Source organism: Enterobacter cloacae complex sp. ECL414, assembly GCF_021869685.1.
GTDB lineage: Bacteria > Pseudomonadota > Gammaproteobacteria > Enterobacterales > Enterobacteriaceae > Enterobacter > Enterobacter kobei.
Genome location: NZ_CP091481.1, coordinates 101,989 through 122,017, shown reverse-complemented (window position 1 = coordinate 122,017; position 20,029 = coordinate 101,989). Strand labels below are relative to the sequence as shown.

At 55.1% G+C, this 20,029-nt stretch carries 20 protein-coding genes; 11 read left to right on the top strand and 9 right to left on the bottom strand.

Annotation, left to right across the window (positions count from 1 at the left end; all coding sequences use genetic code 11):
- Positions 1-33: 33 nt before the first annotated feature.
- Positions 34-507 carry a tRNA (uridine(34)/cytosine(34)/5-carboxymethylaminomethyluridine(34)-2'-O)-methyltransferase TrmL gene (gene trmL, locus L3068_RS00595; protein WP_023336553.1) on the top strand — a complete coding sequence of 158 codons (474 nt, stop codon included), beginning with the start codon at positions 34-36 and terminating at the stop codon, positions 505-507.
- On the opposite strand, the gene cysE is transcribed toward trmL, so the two are convergent.
- The 5 genes from cysE to L3068_RS00570 form a co-directional block, all read right to left on the bottom strand.
- Positions 504-1,325, bottom strand: a complete 822-nt coding sequence (gene cysE / locus L3068_RS00590) for a serine O-acetyltransferase (protein WP_008502718.1) — start codon at positions 1,323-1,325, stop codon at positions 504-506. The two genes, trmL and cysE, sit on opposite strands and share 4 nt — an antisense overlap.
- 75 nt (positions 1,326-1,400) lie before the next feature.
- On the bottom strand, positions 1,401-2,420 hold the full coding sequence (gene gpsA / locus L3068_RS00585; RefSeq protein WP_014882009.1) for an NAD(P)H-dependent glycerol-3-phosphate dehydrogenase: 1,020 nt from the start codon (positions 2,418-2,420) through the stop codon (positions 1,401-1,403).
- Entirely contained in the window at positions 2,420-2,887 is a 468-nt protein-coding gene (secB, locus tag L3068_RS00580; protein WP_008502716.1) for a protein-export chaperone SecB, read from the bottom strand. Before secB ends, gpsA begins: the two co-directional genes overlap by 1 nt.
- Positions 2,888-2,919: 32 nt before the next feature.
- Positions 2,920-3,171 (bottom strand): glutaredoxin 3, encoded by a 252-nt coding sequence (gene grxC, locus L3068_RS00575; protein WP_014882008.1) that lies wholly within the window; start codon positions 3,169-3,171, stop codon positions 2,920-2,922.
- An 11-nt stretch (positions 3,172-3,182) separates the two neighbouring features.
- On the bottom strand, positions 3,183-3,614 hold the full coding sequence (locus tag L3068_RS00570) for a rhodanese-like domain-containing protein (protein ID WP_014882007.1): 432 nt from the start codon (positions 3,612-3,614) through the stop codon (positions 3,183-3,185).
- Between the two features lie 246 nt (positions 3,615-3,860).
- Between L3068_RS00570 and gpmM the strand changes: the two genes are divergently transcribed.
- Genes gpmM through L3068_RS00555 form a run of 3 tightly spaced genes read left to right on the top strand, consistent with a single transcriptional unit; the run spans position 3,861 to position 7,634 of the window.
- Positions 3,861-5,405, top strand: a complete 1,545-nt coding sequence (gene gpmM / locus L3068_RS00565) for a 2,3-bisphosphoglycerate-independent phosphoglycerate mutase (protein ID WP_117581989.1) — start codon at positions 3,861-3,863, stop codon at positions 5,403-5,405.
- Positions 5,406-5,438: 33 nt separating this feature from the next.
- The gene (gene envC, locus L3068_RS00560; RefSeq protein ID WP_230278613.1) at positions 5,439-6,698 is read left to right on the top strand and encodes a murein hydrolase activator EnvC; all 1,260 of its coding nucleotides are present in this window, start codon (positions 5,439-5,441) and stop codon (positions 6,696-6,698) included.
- Between the two features lie 3 nt (positions 6,699-6,701).
- Entirely contained in the window at positions 6,702-7,634 is a 933-nt protein-coding gene (locus L3068_RS00555; protein ID WP_117581991.1) for a divergent polysaccharide deacetylase family protein, read from the top strand.
- 11 nt (positions 7,635-7,645) lie between these two features.
- Here L3068_RS00555 and L3068_RS00550 read toward each other — a convergent pair whose 3' ends face one another.
- From L3068_RS00550 to kbl, 3 genes are all read right to left on the bottom strand, one after another.
- Positions 7,646-8,446, bottom strand: coding sequence for a glycosyltransferase family 2 protein (locus tag L3068_RS00550; RefSeq protein WP_047343729.1), 801 nt, complete (start codon positions 8,444-8,446; stop codon positions 7,646-7,648).
- Between the two features lie 142 nt (positions 8,447-8,588).
- A complete protein-coding gene (tdh, locus tag L3068_RS00545) occupies positions 8,589-9,614 on the bottom strand; it encodes an L-threonine 3-dehydrogenase (RefSeq protein ID WP_047026793.1) in 1,026 nt (341 codons plus the stop codon).
- 9 nt (positions 9,615-9,623) lie between these two features.
- Entirely contained in the window at positions 9,624-10,820 is a 1,197-nt protein-coding gene (kbl, locus tag L3068_RS00540) for a glycine C-acetyltransferase (protein ID WP_047343728.1), read from the bottom strand.
- 215 nt (positions 10,821-11,035) lie between these two features.
- On the opposite strand from kbl, the gene rfaD reads away from it, so the two are divergent.
- The 5 genes from rfaD to L3068_RS00515 are packed head-to-tail and all read left to right on the top strand — an operon-like array spanning position 11,036 to position 16,215.
- Entirely contained in the window at positions 11,036-11,968 is a 933-nt protein-coding gene (gene rfaD / locus L3068_RS00535; RefSeq protein WP_014881999.1) for an ADP-glyceromanno-heptose 6-epimerase, read from the top strand.
- A gap of 2 nt (positions 11,969-11,970) precedes the next feature.
- Entirely contained in the window at positions 11,971-13,017 is a 1,047-nt protein-coding gene (rfaF, locus tag L3068_RS00530; RefSeq protein WP_014881998.1) for an ADP-heptose--LPS heptosyltransferase RfaF, read from the top strand.
- A gap of 3 nt (positions 13,018-13,020) precedes the next feature.
- Entirely contained in the window at positions 13,021-14,007 is a 987-nt protein-coding gene (gene rfaC, locus L3068_RS00525; RefSeq protein ID WP_117581993.1) for a lipopolysaccharide heptosyltransferase RfaC, read from the top strand.
- Positions 14,000-15,109, top strand: coding sequence for a putative lipopolysaccharide heptosyltransferase III (gene rfaQ / locus L3068_RS00520; protein WP_117581995.1), 1,110 nt, complete (start codon positions 14,000-14,002; stop codon positions 15,107-15,109). The genes rfaC and rfaQ overlap by 8 nt, the downstream gene beginning before the upstream one ends.
- Positions 15,106-16,215 (top strand): glycosyltransferase family 4 protein, encoded by a 1,110-nt coding sequence (locus L3068_RS00515; protein WP_047343725.1) that lies wholly within the window; start codon positions 15,106-15,108, stop codon positions 16,213-16,215. Before rfaQ ends, L3068_RS00515 begins: the two co-directional genes overlap by 4 nt.
- Here L3068_RS00515 and L3068_RS00510 read toward each other — a convergent pair.
- Positions 16,197-17,297, bottom strand: a complete 1,101-nt coding sequence (locus L3068_RS00510) for a glycosyltransferase family 4 protein (protein WP_047343724.1) — start codon at positions 17,295-17,297, stop codon at positions 16,197-16,199. The two genes, L3068_RS00515 and L3068_RS00510, sit on opposite strands and share 19 nt — an antisense overlap.
- 230 nt (positions 17,298-17,527) lie before the next feature.
- Here L3068_RS00510 and L3068_RS00505 point away from each other — a divergent pair, with 230 nt between their 5' ends.
- On the top strand, positions 17,528-18,898 hold the full coding sequence (locus L3068_RS00505; RefSeq protein WP_047343723.1) for an O-antigen ligase family protein: 1,371 nt from the start codon (positions 17,528-17,530) through the stop codon (positions 18,896-18,898).
- A gap of 145 nt (positions 18,899-19,043) precedes the next feature.
- Positions 19,044-20,027 carry a glycosyltransferase gene (locus L3068_RS00500; protein ID WP_047343722.1) on the top strand — a complete coding sequence of 328 codons (984 nt, stop codon included), beginning with the start codon at positions 19,044-19,046 and terminating at the stop codon, positions 20,025-20,027.
- Positions 20,028-20,029 lie beyond the last annotated feature (2 nt).

Below are 20,029 nucleotides of genomic sequence, written 5' to 3'. Positions count from 1 at the left end.
CTGCTATTCTGCCCCCGCAATTAAGGGGGCAGCATGCTTAACATCGTTTTATTCGAACCAGAAATTCCGCCGAATACCGGCAATATCATCCGCCTGTGTGCCAACACCGGCTTTCGTCTGCACATCATTGAGCCGATGGGCTTTACGTGGGACGATAAGCGTCTGCGTCGCGCGGGGCTGGATTACCATGAATTTACTGCCGTCGTGCGCCATCATGATTACGCCGCGTTTCTGGAAAGCGAAAAGCCGCAGCGCATGTTCGCCCTGACCACCAAAGGCACGCCAGCACACAGCGCCGTGAGCTATCAGGACGGTGACTATCTGATGTTTGGCCCGGAAACCCGCGGCCTGCCAGCCGCGATTCTGGATGCCCTGCCCGCTGAGCAGAAAATCCGTATTCCGATGATGCCGGACAGCCGCAGCATGAACCTGTCGAACGCGGTGTCGGTGGTGGTGTATGAAGCATGGCGCCAGCTGGGGTACCCGGGCGCCATTCTCAGAAGTTAAATGCCGTCACCATACTCAAACGTATGGTGGATACCGTTGAAATGCTGATCCATATCCATGGACGGCTTATCGCTGTCTGGTTTGCCGACGATACGCGCCGGTACGCCAGCCGCGGTGGTGTGCGGCGGAACCGGCTGGAGCACAACCGACCCTGCACCAATCTTCGCGCCGCGTCCGACTTCGATATTGCCGAGGATTTTGGCACCCGCGCCAATCATCACCCCTTCACGAATTTTCGGATGGCGATCGCCGCTGGTTTTACCGGTACCGCCAAGGGTAACCGACTGCAGGATCGAAACGTCGTCTTCAATCACCGCCGTCTCACCCACAACAATGCCGGTGGCGTGGTCGAGCATAATTCCACGGCCAATTTTCGCTGCCGGGTGAATATCGACCTGGAAGGTCACGGAGACCTGATTTTGCAGGAAGATTGCCAGCGCGCGGCGGCCTTCATTCCATAGCCAGTGGCCGATGCGATACGCCTGCAGGGCGTGGAAGCCTTTCAGGTATAGCAGCGGCGTAGAGTATTTATCTACCGCTGGGTCACGCGTACGCACGGCCTGAATATCACAGGCGGCAGAGGCGATCATTTCCGGGTCAGCGGCGTATGCCTCCTCCACCACTTCACGGATGGCGATAGCAGGCATAATCGAGGAGGCCAGCTTGTTGGCGAGCATGTAGCTGAGAGCACTGCCAAGGTTTTCGTGTTTGAGTAGCGTAGCGTGGTAAAAACTGGCCAGCATAGGCTCACAGTCGGCCAGCGCCCGGGCTTCGGCTTTAATATTGTTCCAGACGATATCCAGTTCTTCACACGGCATTGCTTACTCCAGACGATAAGTTAATGACCAGCCAGTTCTGCGCTGGCTGGGTCATTCAGGTGACAATGGTTCCGACTACTTACTGCTGCGCTCGTCCTTGCGCGCACGACCTAATAAGGTCAATGCTGCCTCGCGCGCATTTTTTCCGCAATACAATACCTGATAAATTTCCTCGGTTATTGGCATTTCGACACCAAACCGGTGCGCCAATTCGCGGACTTCTTTGGTATTGCGGTAGCCTTCCACCACCTGTCCAATCTTCTCCTGCGCGCTTTTTACATCGCTGCCCTGTCCGAGCATCATGCCAAAGCGGCGGTTACGAGACTGGTTGTCGGTACAGGTCAGCACCAGATCGCCCAGACCCGCCATCCCCATAAAGGTGGCCGGATCGGCGCCCAGCGCCTCGCCAAGACGGGACATCTCGGTTAAGCCGCGGGTAATCAACGCCGTACGGGCGTTGGCGCCAAAGCCAATACCGTCAGACATCCCGGCACCGATAGCAATCACGTTCTTCACCGCACCGCCCAGCTGGACACCGATAAAATCAGGGTTGCTGTAGACGCGGAAACTCTTGCCACAATGCAGCAGATGCTGGAGATCGTCGGCGAAAGCCTGGTCAGTCGATGCCAGCGAGATCGCCGTCGGCAGGCCAGCAGCCAGCTCTTTGGCAAAGGTCGGACCGGAGATGACCGCCAGCGGGATCGCATCACCCAGCGCTTCGCGGGCAACGTCCTGCAGCAGGCGTCCGGTTTCCGCTTCAAGACCTTTGGTTGCCCAGACAATACGGGCATCCGGGCGCATCAGCGGCTTAATCTGACGCAGCACTTCGCCAAACACATGGCTCGGGACGACAATCAGAATGTTGCGGCTGGCCGCCAGCGCGGTCGCTAGATCGCTTTCCAGGTGCAGGGAGTCAGGGAACGGAACGTCCGGGAGAAACGCCACATTGCAACGGTCGTGCTGCAGCGTGGCGATATGTTTTGGATCGTGGCCCCACAGGACCACGTCGTGACCATTTCTTGCCAGCGTGATGGCAAGAGCGGTGCCGTATGAGCCGGCACCGATCACAGTCATTGAAGCATTAACAGTGCTCATCAGGCATCCTGATGTTGTTCAGCACCTTCGCCAGCTTGCTGCTGCAGATAGTTCATGAACAGCGCATCAAAGTTAACTGGCGCAAGGTTCAGTTGCGGGAATGTACCGCGAGAAACCAGGCTGGTGATGCATTCGCGCGCATACGGGAACAGGATGTTCGGGCAGTATGCACCCAGGCAATGCGCCATCTGGTTGCCTTCGATGCCGCCGATGGAGAAGATACCGCCCTGCTGTACTTCACACAGGAACGCGGTTTCTTCGCCCAGAGAGGCGGTCACGGTCACACGCAGTACAACTTCATACACGTCATCTGCCAGTTGGGTAGATGCGGTATCCAGATCAAGTTTAACCTCTGGCTGCCAGTCTTTCTGGAAAACGTGCGGCGCATTTGGCGCTTCAAAAGAGACATCTTTCGTGTAGATGCGCTGGATCTGGAAAATCATTTCATTATTGCTTTGTTCTGACATGGAAAAACCCTTTTTAATTGTCCTAAAGTCTCTTAGCTCAGCAGCGGATCGAGTCCACCACGGGCGTCGAGCGCATACAAGTCATCACAGCCGCCAATGTGCTGCGCATCAATAAAAATCTGCGGAACCGTCGTACGACCACTACGTTGGATCATCTCTTCACGTTTAACCGCGTCACCGTCGATCGGCAGTTCCTTGAACGTGACGCCTTTGCTGTTCAGCAGCGCTTTCGCACGGTGGCAGAACGGGCACGTCGCTTTGGTGTAGATCTCAATATTGGCCATGACTGAACTCCTTATTTACCGCGAACCAAAGGAAGATTTTCCCCGCTCCAGCCGGAGATCCCTTCTTTCAGTACCGTTACATTTTCGAAGCCCGCTTTATAAAGCGCGCTGGCAGATTCTTGCGCCTGCATACCGGTTGCATCAACAACGATAATTGGCTGGGCTTTGTGTTTTTCAAGCTCACCCACGTTGTTCGCTTTGATTTCAGCTGGCAACAGGTTGATTGCGCCTGCAATGTGACCTTTACGGAAATCGTCACGCTGACGCAGATCGACAACGACGGCATCTTCTTTGTTGATAAGACGCGTCGCTTCACCACGGGTGATAACCTTAATCTTAGACGTCAGGCTCTTAAATGTGGTGAACAGCACAGCAGCCAGCAGGCCAATCCACGCGATGCTCAGAACCGGATGGCGGCTAACGAATTGCATAATTTCTTGCATGGAGGGTAACTACTCCCGACTAAGTGATAAAAAAACCAGGACAGGAGTATACCTGTGCGTTCTGGCAAATACAGCCAGCGACCCTAACCTAATCCATTTTCTGCGGCATGCCACCTAAAAAAATGCCTCAAAATGGTCCGGTCAGCGCCTTGCCCCTGCGCTTTCTTTGATCTTCTGCGGCTATTTGATCGATTCAGCTGTAGTAAAATTACGCAAATTTTGACTCTTGAGCATGAGGTTGTTGCAATGTCGGTTTCTAAAAAACCTATGGTACTGGTGATTCTGGATGGCTATGGCTACCGTGAAGACAGCCAGGATAACGCTATTTTCAGCGCAAAAACCCCGGTGATGGATGCGCTGTGGGCGAAACGTCCCCATACCCTGATCGACGCATCCGGTCTGGAAGTCGGTCTGCCTGACCGCCAGATGGGCAACTCCGAAGTCGGTCACGTTAACCTGGGCGCGGGCCGTATCGTCCATCAGGACCTGACCCGTCTGGATGTCGAAATCAAAGAACGCACCTTCTTCGCGAACCCGGTTCTTTGCGGCGCGGTAGATAAAGCCGTTGCGGCAGGTAAAGCCGTTCACATCATGGGCTTGCTCTCCGCGGGCGGTGTACACAGCCACGAAGATCACATCATGGCGATGGTTGAACTGGCCGCCGAGCGCGGTGCAGAAAAAATCTATCTGCACGCCTTCCTGGATGGTCGCGATACGCCACCACGCAGCGCAAAAGGCTCTCTGCAAGCCTTCGAAGAGAAATTTGCCGCACTGGGCAAAGGCCGCGTCGCCTCCATCATTGGTCGTTACTACGCCATGGACCGCGACAACCGCTGGGATCGCGTTGAACAGGCCTATGACCTGATGACCCTGGCAAAAGGTGAGTTCCAGTTCCCGACTGCCGTTGAAGCCCTGGAAGCCGCATACGCACGTGATGAAAACGATGAATTCGTGAAAGCGACCGTGATTCGTGCTGAAGGCCAGCCCGATGCCGCCATGGAAGATGGCGATGCGCTGATCTTCATGAACTTCCGCGCTGACCGCGCGCGTGAAATCACCCGTGCTTTCGTCAACAGCGACTTCGACGGTTTTGCCCGTAAGAAAGTGGTAAACCTCGACTTCATCCAGCTGACCGAATACGCGGCAGACATCAAAGCCCCATGCGCGTATCCACCAGCCTCGCTGGCTAATACCTTCGGCGAGTGGATGGCGAAGAATGACAAAACGCAGCTGCGTATTTCCGAAACCGAAAAATATGCGCACGTGACCTTCTTCTTTAACGGCGGCGTGGAAGAGCCGTTCAAAGGTGAAGAGCGCATTCTGATCAACTCACCGAAAGTCGCGACTTACGATCTGCAGCCAGAGATGAGCTCTGCTGAGCTGACTGAAAAACTGGTCGCGGCCATCAAGAGCGGCAAGTACGACACCATCATCTGTAACTACCCGAATGGCGACATGGTCGGTCATACCGGCGTGATGGAAGCCGCCGTGAAAGCGGTTGAAGCACTGGATCACTGCGTTGAGCAGGTTGCAAAAGCGGTTGAGTCCGTAGGCGGTCAGCTGCTGATCACCGCTGACCACGGTAACGCGGAACAGATGCGCGACCCGGCAACGGGCCAGGCGCATACCGCTCACACCAACCTGCCTGTTCCGTTGATTTATGTCGGTGATAAATCACTGAAAGCAGTGGAAGGCGGCAAGCTTTCTGACATCGCGCCAACCATGTTGTCGCTGATGGGTATGCCGATCCCTGAAGAGATGACTGGTAAGCCGCTGTTCATCGTGGAATAATCCCTCCCCATGAGGGGAAAGGCGATTTTTTCAATCACATGGGTCGTGAAGCCGCTTAGGTTATCAGTCAGACCCCTGCTTTGCGCCAGCGCACTCAGCGCTGGCGTATTGCTGTGCGCCGCATCCGCCCACGCGGACGATCGCGACCAGTTGAAATCCATTCAGGCGGATATCGCCGCTAAAGAGCGTGCGGTACGCCAGCAACAACAGCAACGCTCCGCCCTGCTCGCCCAGCTTAAGCAGCAGGAAGAAGCTATTTCGGCCGCAGCCCGTAAGCTCCGTGAAACGCAAGATACCCTCGCTCAGTTGAATAAACAGATCGACGAGATGAACGCGTCGATTGCCAAACTGGAGCGCCAGCGTGATGCACAGGAGCGCAATCTTGCCGCACAGCTTGATGCCGCTTTCCGACAGGGTGAACACACCGGCCTTCAGTTAATCCTCAGCGGTGAAGAGAGCCAGCGCGGTCAGCGTCTGCAGGCCTACTTCGGTTATCTGAACCAGGCGCGTCAGGAGACCATTGCGCAGTTGAAACAGACGCGTGAAGAGGTCTCCACCCAAAAAGCTGAGCTTGAAGAGAAGCAGAGTCAGCAGCAGACGTTGCTCTACGAACAAAAAGCGCAGCAGGCGAAACTTGAGCAGGCCCGTAACGAGCGCAAGAAAACCCTTTCCGGTCTTGAGTCCTCCATTCAGCAAGGTCAGAGCCAGCTGAGTGAAATGCGTGCCAACGAATCAAAACTGCGTAACAGTATCGCCCGTGCCGAAGCCGCGGCGAAAGCGCGTGCCGAAAAAGAGGCCCGCGAGGCACAGGCTGTCCGCGACAAGCAGCAGGAAGCCTCCCGCAAAGGTACCACCTACAAGCCAAGCGAAAGCGAACGTTCCCTGATGTCGCGTACCGGCGGTCTGGGTTCCCCACGCGGTCAGGCCTACTGGCCCGTTCGCGGTACGCTTCTGCATCGTTATGGCGAACAGCTGCAGGGTGAGCTACGTTGGAAAGGGATCGTTATCGGTGCGTCTGAAGGTAGTGAAGTGAAAGCCATTGCCGATGGACGAGTGATTCTGGCCGACTGGCTGCAGGGTTACGGTCTTGTGGTAGTGGTTGAGCACGGTAAAGGCGACATGAGTCTTTACGGCTACAATCAGAGCGCACTGGTCAGCGTTGGCACACAGGTGCGCGCAGGCCAACCCATCGCCCTTGTGGGCAGCAGTGGCGGTCAGGGCCGCCCGTCACTCTATTTCGAAATTCGTCGTCAGGGTCAGGCGGTCAATCCACAGCCGTGGTTGGGAAGATAAGTTTTGCTTCAATTTCGTCGAATGGTTCTCTCCGTCGTCAGCGCGCTGGCGCTGGCTGCACCGGTATACGCAGGTAAACTCGCGATTGTGATTGATGACTTCGGTTATCGTCCGCACTATGAAAATCAGGTGCTGGCAATGCCGCCAGCCATCTCTGTCGCCGTCCTTCCGAATGCGCCTCACGCCCGTGAGATGGCGACCAAAGCCCACAACAGCGGACATCAGGTCCTCATCCATCTGCCGATGGCACCGCTCAGTAAACAGCCGCTGGAAAAAGATACGCTTCGTCCGGATATGAGCAGCGATGAGATCGAGCGCATCATCCGTGACGCTTACAACAACGTGCCGTATGCCGTTGGCCTGAACAACCATATGGGTAGCGCGATGACCTCCAGCCTGTACGGCATGCTAAAAGTGATGCAGGCGCTGGAACGCTACAACCTCTACTTCCTCGACAGCATGACCATCGGCAATAGCCAGGCGATGCGTGCCGCTCAGGGAACGGGAGTGAAGGTGATCAAGCGCAAGGTGTTCCTGGATGATACTCAGAACGAGGCCGACATTCGCGTGCAGTTCAATCGCGCCGTGCAGCTCGCCCGACGTAATGGTTCAGCCATTGCCATCGGCCACCCGCATCCTTCTACGGTGCGCGTTTTGCAGCAGATGTTGCCGACCTTGCCTCCAGATATCACACTGGTACGTCCGAGCGATCTGCTCAATGAGCCGCAGGTCGATACGTCTCGCCCGGGTAGCGCACAACCACCCGCAACGCAGCCGCGTAACCCGTTCCGTGGCGTGAAGAATTGCAAGCTGAAACAACCGCCTGAACCGGTGCATGCAACCCGCTTCTTCGCGGTCATCAGCGAAAGCGTGAGCCAGAGTACGCTGGTGCAATACTTCCAGCACCAGTGGCAGGGATGGGGTAAGAAATCCTGATTGCTTGCCCCTTATTTCGCAATCTGTGAGTCCGTCTGCTTATTAGCAACGGGCTCTTTTTTCTCCTGATGCTGATACCAGGATTTGAAATACTTCAAAAAGCTGTAGGCCGTCGCATAAAGCCCCGTCACGACCCCAACCTTGCCCTGGCGCCAGGCGCCGCTGAACAGATACCATTTGAAGAAAGCCCCGATGGCACTGATGATGCCGCGTCCTATCGAGGGCCGAACCGCCTGATATTTCACCAGTCTAGTGGTATAGCCGTTGAGCTTGTTGAACACTTCATGCAGGTTATAAAAGGTGTCGTGACGCACCCGACCCGGCATTTTCACGGCGACAATATTGCCTTCAACTTTGTCATCCACTGGTCGTTGGTTGAAACGAGCCAGTGTACGATTGAACAGGCGCACCGGGAAATCAGGAGAGGAAACAGGATAGATTGTACGCACTTCCTCACCCAGCACATGCCAGTACCGGGCGATACGCCATGCGCGATCGGCGGAAGGTTCATCCCCGGCTTTGAGGGTCAGAATAAAGTCGACAGTTTCTGCGTCCAGAATCTCGTCGCTATCAATACACAGCACCCAGTCATTGCTCGCAAGGTCGATCGCATGGTTCATCTGCACGCCATGCATAGTATAGGGGTGATGGTAAAGGGAGAGGCTATACTCGCGGCAAATAGAAAGAGTGGCATCAGTACTGCCGGAATCCAGAACGACAATTTCATCTGCCACTGTCAGCAGCGGAGGGATCACCTCGCGCAGCAAACGCGCTGAATTACAGGTCAATAAACAAACGGTAAGCTTGAACATAGGCACTGTAAATGTAAACGGATCGTCAACAAACTTTATAAGTGTGTGGATAAAAAAGCGAAGGAAAAATCAAAATAATCTGATTGCGGATGTAAGAAATGTGAAGAAGCCGAAAAAAAAACGCCCGAAGGCGCTTTTTCTGTTAATCCCAGCTCAAAATAACTTTCCCAGACTGACCTGAACGCATCGCGTCAAAGCCTTTCTGGAACTCATCAACTGAGAAGCGGTGAGTAATAATCGGGGACAGATCCAGACCAGACTGAATTAATGCCGCCATCTTGTACCAGGTTTCGAACATCTCACGGCCATAAATGCCTTTGATGAACAGCCCCTTGAAGATGACCTTGTTCCAGTCGATAGACATATCTGACGGCGGAATACCCAACATCGCGATACGGCCACCGTGATTCATGGTGTCGAGCATGGTGCGGAACGCCGGTGGCGCACCGGACATCTCCAGACCTACGTCAAAGCCTTCGGTCATGCCCAGCTCTTCCATCACGTCGGTCAGACTCTCTTTGGAAACATCCACCGCGCGGGTGACGCCCATTTTACGCGCCAGCGACAGACGGTATTCGTTCACGTCGGTGATCACCACGTTACGCGCGCCCACATGCTTCGCCACGGCTGCCGCCATAATGCCAATGGGGCCCGCGCCAGACACCAGCACATCCTCACCCACCAGGTCGAAGGAGAGTGCCGTGTGTACCGCGTTACCGAACGGGTCAAAGATGGAGGCCAGATCGTCAGAGATATTGTCCGGGATTTTGAACGCGTTAAACGCCGGGATCACCAGGTATTCCGCGAAGCAGCCCGGGCGGTTTACGCCCACGCCAATGGTATTACGGCACAGGTGCGTACGCCCACCGCGGCAGTTGCGGCAGTGGCCGCAGGTGATATGGCCTTCACCGGAGACGCGGTCGCCAATCTGGAAGCCTTTGACTTCCTGACCAATGCCAACCACTTCACCCACATATTCGTGACCGACAACCATCGGGACCGGAATGGTTTTCTGTGACCACTGATCCCAGTTGTAGATGTGAACGTCAGTACCGCAGATGGCGGTTTTACGAATTTTGATTAGCAGATCGTTATGACCGACTTCCGGCTCCGGCACGTCGGTCATCCAAATCCCTTCTTCCGCTTTCAGTTTGGATAACGCTTTCATCACACGTCCTCAGGCAATTACGCCCAGCTGTTTGCCGATGCGGGTAAAGGCTTCCACCGCACGTTCAATTTGTTCAGGCGAATGCGCCGCAGACATCTGGGTGCGGATACGCGCCTGGCCTTTTGGTACCACCGGGAAGAAGAACCCGGTGACATAAATCCCTTCTTTCTGCAGTTCACGAGCAAATTTCTGCGCCACGACCGCATCACCCAGCATCACCGGGATGATGGCGTGATCGGCACCGGCCAGGGTGAAACCTGCGGCGCTCATTTTTTCACGGAACAGACGGGCGTTCGACCACAGGCGGTCGCGCAGCTCAGCGCCGGACTCCACCATCTCCAGTACCTTGATGGAGGCGGCAACAATGGCTGGCGCCAGGGAGTTGGAGAACAGATACGGGCGGGAGCGCTGACGCAGCCATTCAACCACCTCTTTACGCGCAGCGGTATAACCACCGGACGCGCCGCCGAGCGCTTTGCCCAACGTACCGGTGATGATATCCACGCGGCCCATCACGTCACAGTATTCGTGGGAACCGCGGCCATTTTCGCCGACAAAACCGACCGCGTGAGAGTCATCGACCATGACCAGCGCGTCGTATTTATCCGCCAGGTCACAGACACCTTTCAGGTTAGCGATCACACCGTCCATGGAGAACACGCCGTCGGTGGCGATCAGCACGTGGCGAGCACCCGCTTCACGGGCCTCTTTCAGGCGCGCTTCCAGTTCAACCATGTCGTTGTTGGCGTAACGGAAACGCTTCGCTTTACACAGGCGTACGCCGTCGATGATGGAGGCGTGGTTCAGGGCGTCGGAGATAATCGCATCTTCTGCGCCAAGCAGGGTCTCAAACAGACCGCCGTTGGCGTCGAAGCAGGAGGAGTAGAGAATCGCGTCTTCCATTCCAAGGAAGCTCGCCAGCTTTTGCTCAAGCTGCTTGTGGCTATCCTGGGTACCGCAAATAAAGCGTACGGAGGCCATACCGAAACCGTGAGTATCCATGCCGTTTTTCGCTGCGGCAATCAGCTCAGGGTGATTCGCAAGACCTAAGTAGTTGTTCGCACAAAAGTTGATCACGTGGCTGCCGTCGGCAACGGTGATGTCCGCCTGCTGAGCAGACGTGATAATACGCTCTTCCTTGAACAACCCTTCCGCACGTGCGGTGTCGAGGTCGCTGTTTAACTGTTTGTAAAAATCACCACGCATTGCAATTCTCCAGACTCGGCAAATTTCGGGACATATTACCCAAACCTATAGTTCATGACGAGATGACGCAGTATCTCTTGTCGTTTTTGCAGCATAAATCACGTGTACCCCTACCGCATATCGGTGAATGGCTGAAGACAGGGCATTGTGATGATATGATAGAAACATTAGCGTTCGGGATTGTCCCCGGACTCCACACTTCAAAGGTTACCGTTATGATCATCGTTACCGGCGGCGCAGGCTTTATCGGCAGCAATATTGTTAAGGCTCTCAATGACAAAGGCATCACCGACATCCTGGTGGTGGACAACCTGAAAGATGGCACCAAGTTCGTTAACCTGGTGGATCTGAACATCGCTGATTACATGGATAAAGAAGACTTCCTTATCCAAATTATGGCAGGTGAAGAGTTTGGCGAGATTGAAGCCATTTTCCACGAAGGTGCGTGCTCATCCACCACCGAATGGGACGGCAAGTACATGATGGACAACAACTATCAGTACTCCAAAGAGATCCTCCACTACTGCCTGGAGCGTGAAATTCCGTTCCTGTACGCCTCTTCTGCTGCCACCTACGGCGGGCGTACCTCAGACTTCATCGAATCCCGCGAATACGAGCAACCGCTGAACGTCTACGGCTACTCCAAATTCCTGTTCGACGAATACGTGCGTCAGATTCTGCCAGAAGCGAACTCCCAGATTGTCGGCTTCCGTTACTTCAACGTCTACGGGCCGCGCGAAGGGCACAAAGGCAGCATGGCGAGCGTGGCATTCCACCTGAATACCCAGCTGAATAATGGCGAAAGCCCGAAACTGTTCGAAGGCAGCGACGGCTTTAAGCGCGACTTCGTCTACGTGGGCGATGTGGCTGCAGTCAACCTGTGGTTCTGGGAAAACGGTGTGTCCGGCATCTTCAACCTGGGGACTGGCCGCGCGGAATCCTTCCAGGCAGTGGCAGACGCGACGCTGGCGTACCACAAAAAAGGCAGTATTGAGTACATTCCGTTCCCGGATAAGCTGAAAGGCCGCTACCAGGCGTTCACCCAGGCAGACCTGACTAACCTGCGTAAAGCTGGCTACGACAAGCCGTTCAAGACCGTTGCCGAAGGCGTAACGGAATATATGGCCTGGCTGAACCGCGACGCGTAAGTATGAGAATTCTGGTGATCGGCCCGTCATGGGTGGGCGACATGATGATGTCGCAAAGTCTCTATCGCACGCTCAAGGCGCGCTATCCCCAGGCGATAATCGACGTGATGGCACCCGCGTGGTGCCGTCCGCTGTTATCGCGTATGCCGGAAGTGAACGAGGCGATCCCGATGCCGCTCGGCCACGGTGCGCTGGAAATCGGCGAACGCCGCAAGCTCGGCCATAGCCTGCGCGAGAAGCGCTACGATCGCGCGTATGTCCTGCCGAACTCTTTCAAATCTGCCTTAGTGCCCTTCTTTGCGGGTATTCCGCACCGTACCGGCTGGCGCGGTGAAATGCGCTACGGCCTGCTGAACGACGCGCGGGTGCTGGACAAAGAGGCCTGGCCGCTAATGGTGGAGCGCTACGTGGCGCTGGCCTACGACAAAGGCGTGATGCGCAGTGCGAAAGATCTGCCGCAGCCGCTGCTCTGGCCGCAGCTTCAGGTTAATGACGGCGAGAAATCCCAGACCTGCAACGCGTTTGGTCTTTCGTCTGAACGCCCGATGATTGGCTTCTGCCCTGGTGCGGAGTTCGGTCCGGCAAAACGCTGGCCGCACTATCACTATGCGGAGCTGGCAAAACAGCTGATCGACGAAGGCTATCAGATTGTGCTGTTTGGCTCGGCAAAAGACCACGAAGCAGGCAATGAAATTCTCGCCACGCTCAGCACAGAGCAGCAGGCCTGGTGCCGAAACCTGGCCGGGGAAACGCAGCTCGAACAAGCTGTTATTCTGATCGCCGCCTGTAAAGCCGTGGTGACCAATGATTCCGGCCTGATGCACGTCGCTGCCGCGCTGGACCGCCCGCTGGTCGCGCTGTATGGTCCAAGCAGCCCGGACTTCACGCCGCCGCTGTCGCACAAAGCGCGCGTCATTCGCCTGATTACCGGCTACCACAAGGTGCGCAAAGGCGATGCCGCAGAAGGCTATCACCAGAGCCTGATCGACATCACGCCGCAGCGTGTTCTCGAAGAACTCAACGAACTGCTGTTGAGCGAAGAAGGGTAACGGATGCGGGTATTGATCGTTAAAACCTCGTCTATGGGTGATGTTCTGCATACGCTGCCTGCGCTGACGGACGCGATGCAGGCCATTCCGGGCATCCGTTTTGACTGGGTGGTGGAAGAAGGCTTCGCGCAGATTCCTACCTGGCATGAAGCAATAGACCGCGTGATCCCGGTGGCCATTCGCCGCTGGCGCAAAGCATGGTTCTCCACACCGATTAAAGCCGAGCGCACCGCCTTCCGCGAAGCGGTTCAGGCGCAGCGTTACGACGCGATCATCGACGCGCAGGGGCTGGTGAAAAGCGCCGCGCTGGTGACGCGTCTGGCACACGGCGTAAAGCACGGCATGGACTGGCACTCCGCCCGCGAGCCGCTGGCGAGTCTGTTCTATAACCGTCGCCACCGTATTGCAAAACAACAGCACGCGGTGGAGCGTACCCGTGAACTGTTTGCCAAGAGTCTTGGCTATGTAAAACCCAAAACGCAGGGTGATTACGCTATTTCTCAGCATTTTTTGCACAGTTCGCAACAAACAGATGCGCATTATCTGGTTTTCCTTCATGCCACAACGCGCGATGATAAACACTGGCCAGAAACACATTGGCGCGAACTGATAAGCCTGCTGGGGAGTGCGGGGCTACGTATCAAACTCCCGTGGGGAGCGCCGCATGAAGAAGCGCGTGCCAAACGTCTGGCGGCAGGGTTTGATTATGTAGACATTCTGCCGCGCATGAAACTTGATGGTGTGGCTCAGGAGCTGGCCGGCGCTGCGGCAGTGGTCTCCGTGGATACGGGCCTCAGCCATCTGACGGCAGCGCTGGATCGACCTAATATTACGCTTTATGGCCCAACGGACCCGGGCCTTATCGGCGGCTATGGAAAAAATCAATATATCTGCCGCCCGAAAGACTCATCGCAGCTAAGCGACCTCAGCGCCGCTGCGGTATTTGCGCAATTAGAGCCTTTGCTGGCAGCAGAGAGAGCCTATGTCTGATTTTTTCTCAGCGGAGCGTCCACCAAAGCGCGTGCTGATCGTTAAGTTGCGTCACCACGGTGACGTTCTGCTTACTTCGCCAGTGTTTACCGTATTGAAAAAGAACTGGCCGAATGTAGAAGTCGACGCACTGGTCTATGACGACACGCAGGCGATGCTGACCAGCCACCCGCATATCGACCAGGTCCATACGATTGGTCGTAACTGGCGTAAAAAGGGGTGGTTTGAACAATTCCGCCTCTACCGCTCGCTGCTCAATACCCTGAAAGGCCGTCAGTATGACGTGCTGATTAATCTGACCGAACACTGGCATGGCGCGCGTCTGGCGCGTCGCCTGAAACCGCGCGTTTCCGTTGGCTTTAAGCCGGATAAACGCGGGGGTCTGGCACGTCGTCGCTGGGTGAAATCGTTCACCACGCTCTACCCGGCTATTCAGGACAACAGCCGCCATATGGTGGAGGTCAATCTGGATGCCCTGCGCCGAATCGGTATTCATCCGCAGTCCGACGAAGACAAACATACTCTTTTTGTGCCTGGTGAAGCGGCAGAAGTCTCTGTTGCCGAAAAGCTGGCCGGATTTGGGCTCACGAGTAAATCGTACATTCTGGTTCACCCGACCTCGCGCTGGATGTTTAAAGCCTGGGATATCAAAAAGCTGGCAGCGACGATTGATAACCTGGCCGCGCGCGGCCTGCCGATTATCCTCTCCGCTGCACCGTCAAAAGAAGAGAAGACCTACATGGATGAGCTGCGCGCAGCCCTCACCCAACCGGTCTTTGATTTAAGCGGTCAGTTGAACCTGAAAGAGCTGGGCGCGCTCATGAAGCACGCGCGGATATACTTCGGAGTGGACTCCATGCCGATGCACCTTGCAAGCGCCGTCGGTACGCCGACCGTCGCCATTTTTGGCCCTACCGGCGCCATCAAATGGGCACCATGGGGGGTCAACTACCGTGTGATTGTGGCTGGGTTTACCTGCCAGCCGTGCGGTAAAGCGGGCTGCGGAGACAGCGGTGTCTCAGACTGCATCACTGCTATCACACCACAGCAGGTGCTGAGCGCCATCGACACGATGCTCCTGGCAACGGAAACACCTGCATGAAGCTGGCAATTGTTCGACAGACCTACAACCCCAACGGTGGCGCAGAGCGTTTTGTCTCACGTGCGCTTAACGTACTGGCGCAGAATACCTCGCTTGATGTCACGCTGATTGCCCGCCAGTGGGAAGATGCCGCAGGCTGGAAAACATTGACGGTCAATCCGCCGTTTCGCAATCGCATCGCTCGTGAATCCGGTTTTGCCGCGGAAGCCGCCGCGCACTTTGCGCAGTTTGATATTGTGCAAAGCCACGAACGCATACCAGGAGCGACTATCTTTCGGGCAGGCGACGGGGTTCACGCCACCTGGCTTGAGCAATATGGTCGCATTCTGTCGCCATTGGCGCGCTGGGCGCAATCTCTGAGCCGCTATCACCGCTACATCCTGCGATCTGAAACGCAGATGTTTACCCATCCGCAGCTACGCAAGGTAATCTGTAATTCGAAGATGGTGCGCGACGATATAGCCCGCCGCTTCGGGCTGTCGGATGACAAGCTGACGGTGATCTATAACGGCGTCGACACAGACCAGTTCAGCCCTGAGGTACGCTCCCTTTCGAAGCGTGTAGCACTGGGCATTCCCCATACTGCGCCGGTGCTGGCGTATGTTGGGTCAGGTTTCAGCCGTAAAGGTGTTGCCACCGCGCTGCGCGCCATTGTGGCGCATCCTGACGTCTGGCTGCTGATTGCCGGGCGCGATAAACATGCGCGGAAGTTCGAGAAACTGGCGCAAACGCTGGGGGTCGCCGCACGCGTGGCGTTCCTGGGCCCCGTTGCCAACGTGCGTGAAGTGTATGGCACGGCTGATGCACTTATCCTACCGACGCTCTACGATCCCTTCCCGAACGTCTGCGTGGAAGCACTGGCATGCGGTTTGCCGCTGCTCACCAGCCACGGCTGTGGCGCAGCCGAGTGGATAACCGAGGGTCAAAACGGTTGGGTGCGTGATGCGCTGGACAGCGAAGGTTACAAGCAGGCCATCTCTCTTTGGTTGAAAGGCCGTGAACAGGGTGTCGATTACTCCGCGGCTGCACGTGCAACTGCGGAGCCTTTCACCCTGGGCAGAATGGCGCGAGAGTTACAAACGCTTTATCACGATTTGCTGCGCTGAACGGCATCGGAGAAGACTTTCTCCATCGCGTCCAGCATGCATTCGCGGGTAAAGTGATTGCTTAGGTAGTCATAACCCTGTTGCGCGAGTGTTTCGCGAAGCGCTGAGTCGTTATAGAGTTTCATTATGGCATCGTGCAGGGCGTTTTCGTCGCGCTGCGCAATTAACAACCCCGTCTGCCCGTTAATCACCGCATCTCCCGTTCCACCAGCATCCGTTGCAATGGTTGCAACGCGGGTGGCTAACGATTGCAACACGCCCTGCGGGACACCTTCCATATCGTGTGAAGGGCTCAGCGCAATATCGAATGCCGGGAACCAACGTTCCGGATCGGTTTGATGTCCCGCCACCACCACCCGCTGCTGTAATCCCAGCGCGGTAATTTCCTGCTCCAGCGTCGCTTTGTGTGGGCCTTCGCCAACAATCGCCAGCTTGATCTGTGGATTGTCGATTTTCGCCAGAGCACGCAGCAGTACGCTGTGACCTTTGTTTGGACGCAAATGCGACACCACGCCCAGCCAGAAATCTGACTCAGATAAGCCACAATGTGCGCGGGCTTCGTGCTTATCCCCCGGATGAAAGCGCTGCGTATCGACACCGCTTGGCACCGACGTACTCTGGGACATCGGCACGCCAATATTTGCCACCTGATGACGTAACGCTTCCCCCGTGGTCACGATATGCGCGCAGGCCGTGCGGAATAGCCAGCGGGTCGTCCAGTTATTGCGTGGTACACCTGACGCATGACGAGTGCGGACCAGCGGTACGGGGTGAGAGAGCGTCAGATTAGCCAACGCCACCAGCCAGGTATCGGCGGAGTTATGGCTGTTAACGACGTCAATCGACTGGCGGTTATCCTTCAGCCAGCGACGCAGAAGGAGCACGTTTTTAAGGTTCTTACGCTTCAACGACATGGTGATCACCTTCAATCCAGCATTGCGCGCCAGCGCGTGTAGAGGCGCTGTTTCCGGACAAAGGAGAGTCACCTGATGGCCACGCTGAATCATCCCTAGCGATTCGTTGATAATGCGCAGAGGCTGTCCGCCTTTGCCGCCGTCTGCTTCAGTGTGAACAATATGCATACATTTCCTGTCATTGAGCTGGAATCGCTGTCCAATCTGCCGATTATATACATTGGTATTAGGGTAATGCACAGACGGATTAATCTTGCTTACAAACATTGTCCTTCTGTAGTTATGGCTTCTGTGGTAATTTTCTCAGGCTTTTATTCCATTCGAAATCAGTGGAATTTGCGCATGGCATTGTTAACTAACCGGTATTAACGCCGAGATCCTTTACCAGTACCAAAATTATGACAAATACGCGTAACATCCTGACAGGTCTTTTAGTACTGTCTGTACTGGCTTTATGTTTTATCTGGCCAATTCCAAACGATCAGCTTCCTTTTCATCGTAATGGTCTGATTTATCCCAATATTGTGGTGGCGCTCGGTCTTTTCTTTAGCTCTTCAATGGCGAGAAAAGCGCTGGACTTAAACAAAATTAAGTTCGTGCTTATTGTGCTTTGGACCTTAACCTTTTTTATCCTGATTAACGGCTTTTTTGTCGCACCGGATATTAAAGAGATGGTTTCGACCTGGGACGGTCAGTGGTTACGTCCGGTATTGCTTTTCTGTGCTGGCCTGGTGTTATTACCCGTAATTCAGGATCGCTTCCCCTCGTTATCGGCAGCCCGATTCTTTACACTCGTGGTGCTTTTTTTCTGGGGCGTTGTCTGTATCCACTTACTTGATACCGCCTGGCTTTACTGGCGAGACGGCGTGATCCACTGGGGTGAAACGCGAATTGTTTATAACCGCACGCGCATGAGCTTCCAGGTCAATATGATCACCGGTTTCCTGCTCGCCGAACTGCTTGCGCGCGGCCTGCTTCATCAACGCTTTTTACGCCTGAAAACACCGTTCCTTGCCTTTATGCTGCTGTGTAACCTGACCTGTACGGCGTTAGTTGACACCCGCTGGGGAACTATCGGCCTGGTCGGCAGCCTTTTCTCCTCCTTCATTCTGCTCAGCCTGCACAGCATGCGTCGCAGCCGGGTCGTGCTCACAGGTGCGATTCTTGTGGGCATCATTATCGTTTCCGCGCTCCTGGGCTATGCTTCCTGGAAAACCGATCCACGCTGGCAAAATCTGGAAAGTGATGCGATAACAGGATGGAACGCTCCTTTCACCAGTTTTTGCTATAACAAAACCAACGGAACGGTACCGACTAACGATCTTGGTCGTCCGATGAACCACTCCAACGGATGCCGCGCCAGCTTTTTCCACCAGGGCTGGAAACTGGTAGGTGAGCATCCTGCAGGAATGGGGCCACGCAAAGAGGCATTCCGTTATGTATTGCGTCGCGACACTCAGGACAATCGCATCAACATCCCGCACAGCCACTATGGCCTGATTGAGTTTGGTATTCAGAACGGTATCGCGGGTATTGCGGGTTGGCTTATTTTACTTGCAGGTTGCTGGTACATCGGCTGGCGAGAGTTCCGTCATGGCAATGCAATGGTAGGGATGTTCTTGCTGCTGTTTACAGTTGGTTTCTTCTCCCGAACCATGGTTGACCACAATCTGAAAGATCATTACCTGGAGCAATATATGCTGCTAACCGGGCTACTCGTGGGCATGTGCGCGTTACGCCCTGCTAAACAGACAGAAACGACCTCCTGATCGCGTATACATTGCGCCGGGAGTAAAAAGTATCGGCGCAATGGTACCCATCAGAACTCTTTTGCCTGCCGACTGTCGAAAAGCCATTGCACGTTACTGCATCGTTCGTTGGCCGCATCTCACCGCGTTAAATTACGGAGTAAGCATGTCTGGAACGCCTCAATTAAGCCTCATTGTCGCCGTCTATAATGGCGAAAATTTCCTGAGCGCTTTTTTTGACAGCATAAAGAATCAGAATCTGCAAAATCTGGAACTGGTTATTGTTAATGACGGCTCTTCAGACGGTTCCGCAGATATCATCGCCCGCTACGCCAGCGAATTCAGTAGCTTTACGGTCATCAATCAGGCTAATGGTGGCGTCTCTGCCGCCCGTAATTCCGGCCTCGCTGTAGCAACGGGTGATTACGTTGCGTTTCCGGATATTGATGATGTGATCTACCCGGGTATGTACCCGCGTTTGCTGGAAATTGCGCTTGCCGGGCAACTGGACGTCGCGACCTGCAACGGCACCTATATCTATGATGATGGACGTCCGTCGAAAAAGATTTTTCCTTCAGATAAACTCGCTTCAACCGACGTACTGGATGGCCCGACCTGGCTGCAGATGGCGCTCGAATCACGCAAGTTCCTGCATGTGACCTGGCTGAATATCTATCGACACGCTTTTATCAAAGAGCAGGGCTTCAGCTTTGAACACGGCCTTCGTCATCAGGATATCCCCTGGACGACGGAAGTGCTGCTCACCGCCAGACGCGTGCAGTATGTGGATGAGGTCTATTACGACTACCTGATCCACTCCGCTTCCGTTTCCCATACCCCAGGCACAGACGATACGCGCATGCGTTCCGCACGCCACTATATGAAGATTCTGGAAATGCTGGACGCTATCAACAAACGCTATCCGGAACAGGTGAAACGCGTACCAGCCTGCCACTGGCAAATCGCCAAAGAGGGTTTGGGGATCCTGCACAGCATTAACAACATTGACGATATGGCCAAAAAACGTGAGATCACCCGTGAGCTTTTCGATCGCGGTATCTGGAACATGATTTGGCAAAATGCACGCGGCTTTCGCCAACGGTGGCGCCTGGGGCGCCGCTACTTCCGTCTTAAAAAAATTCTTGGCTAACG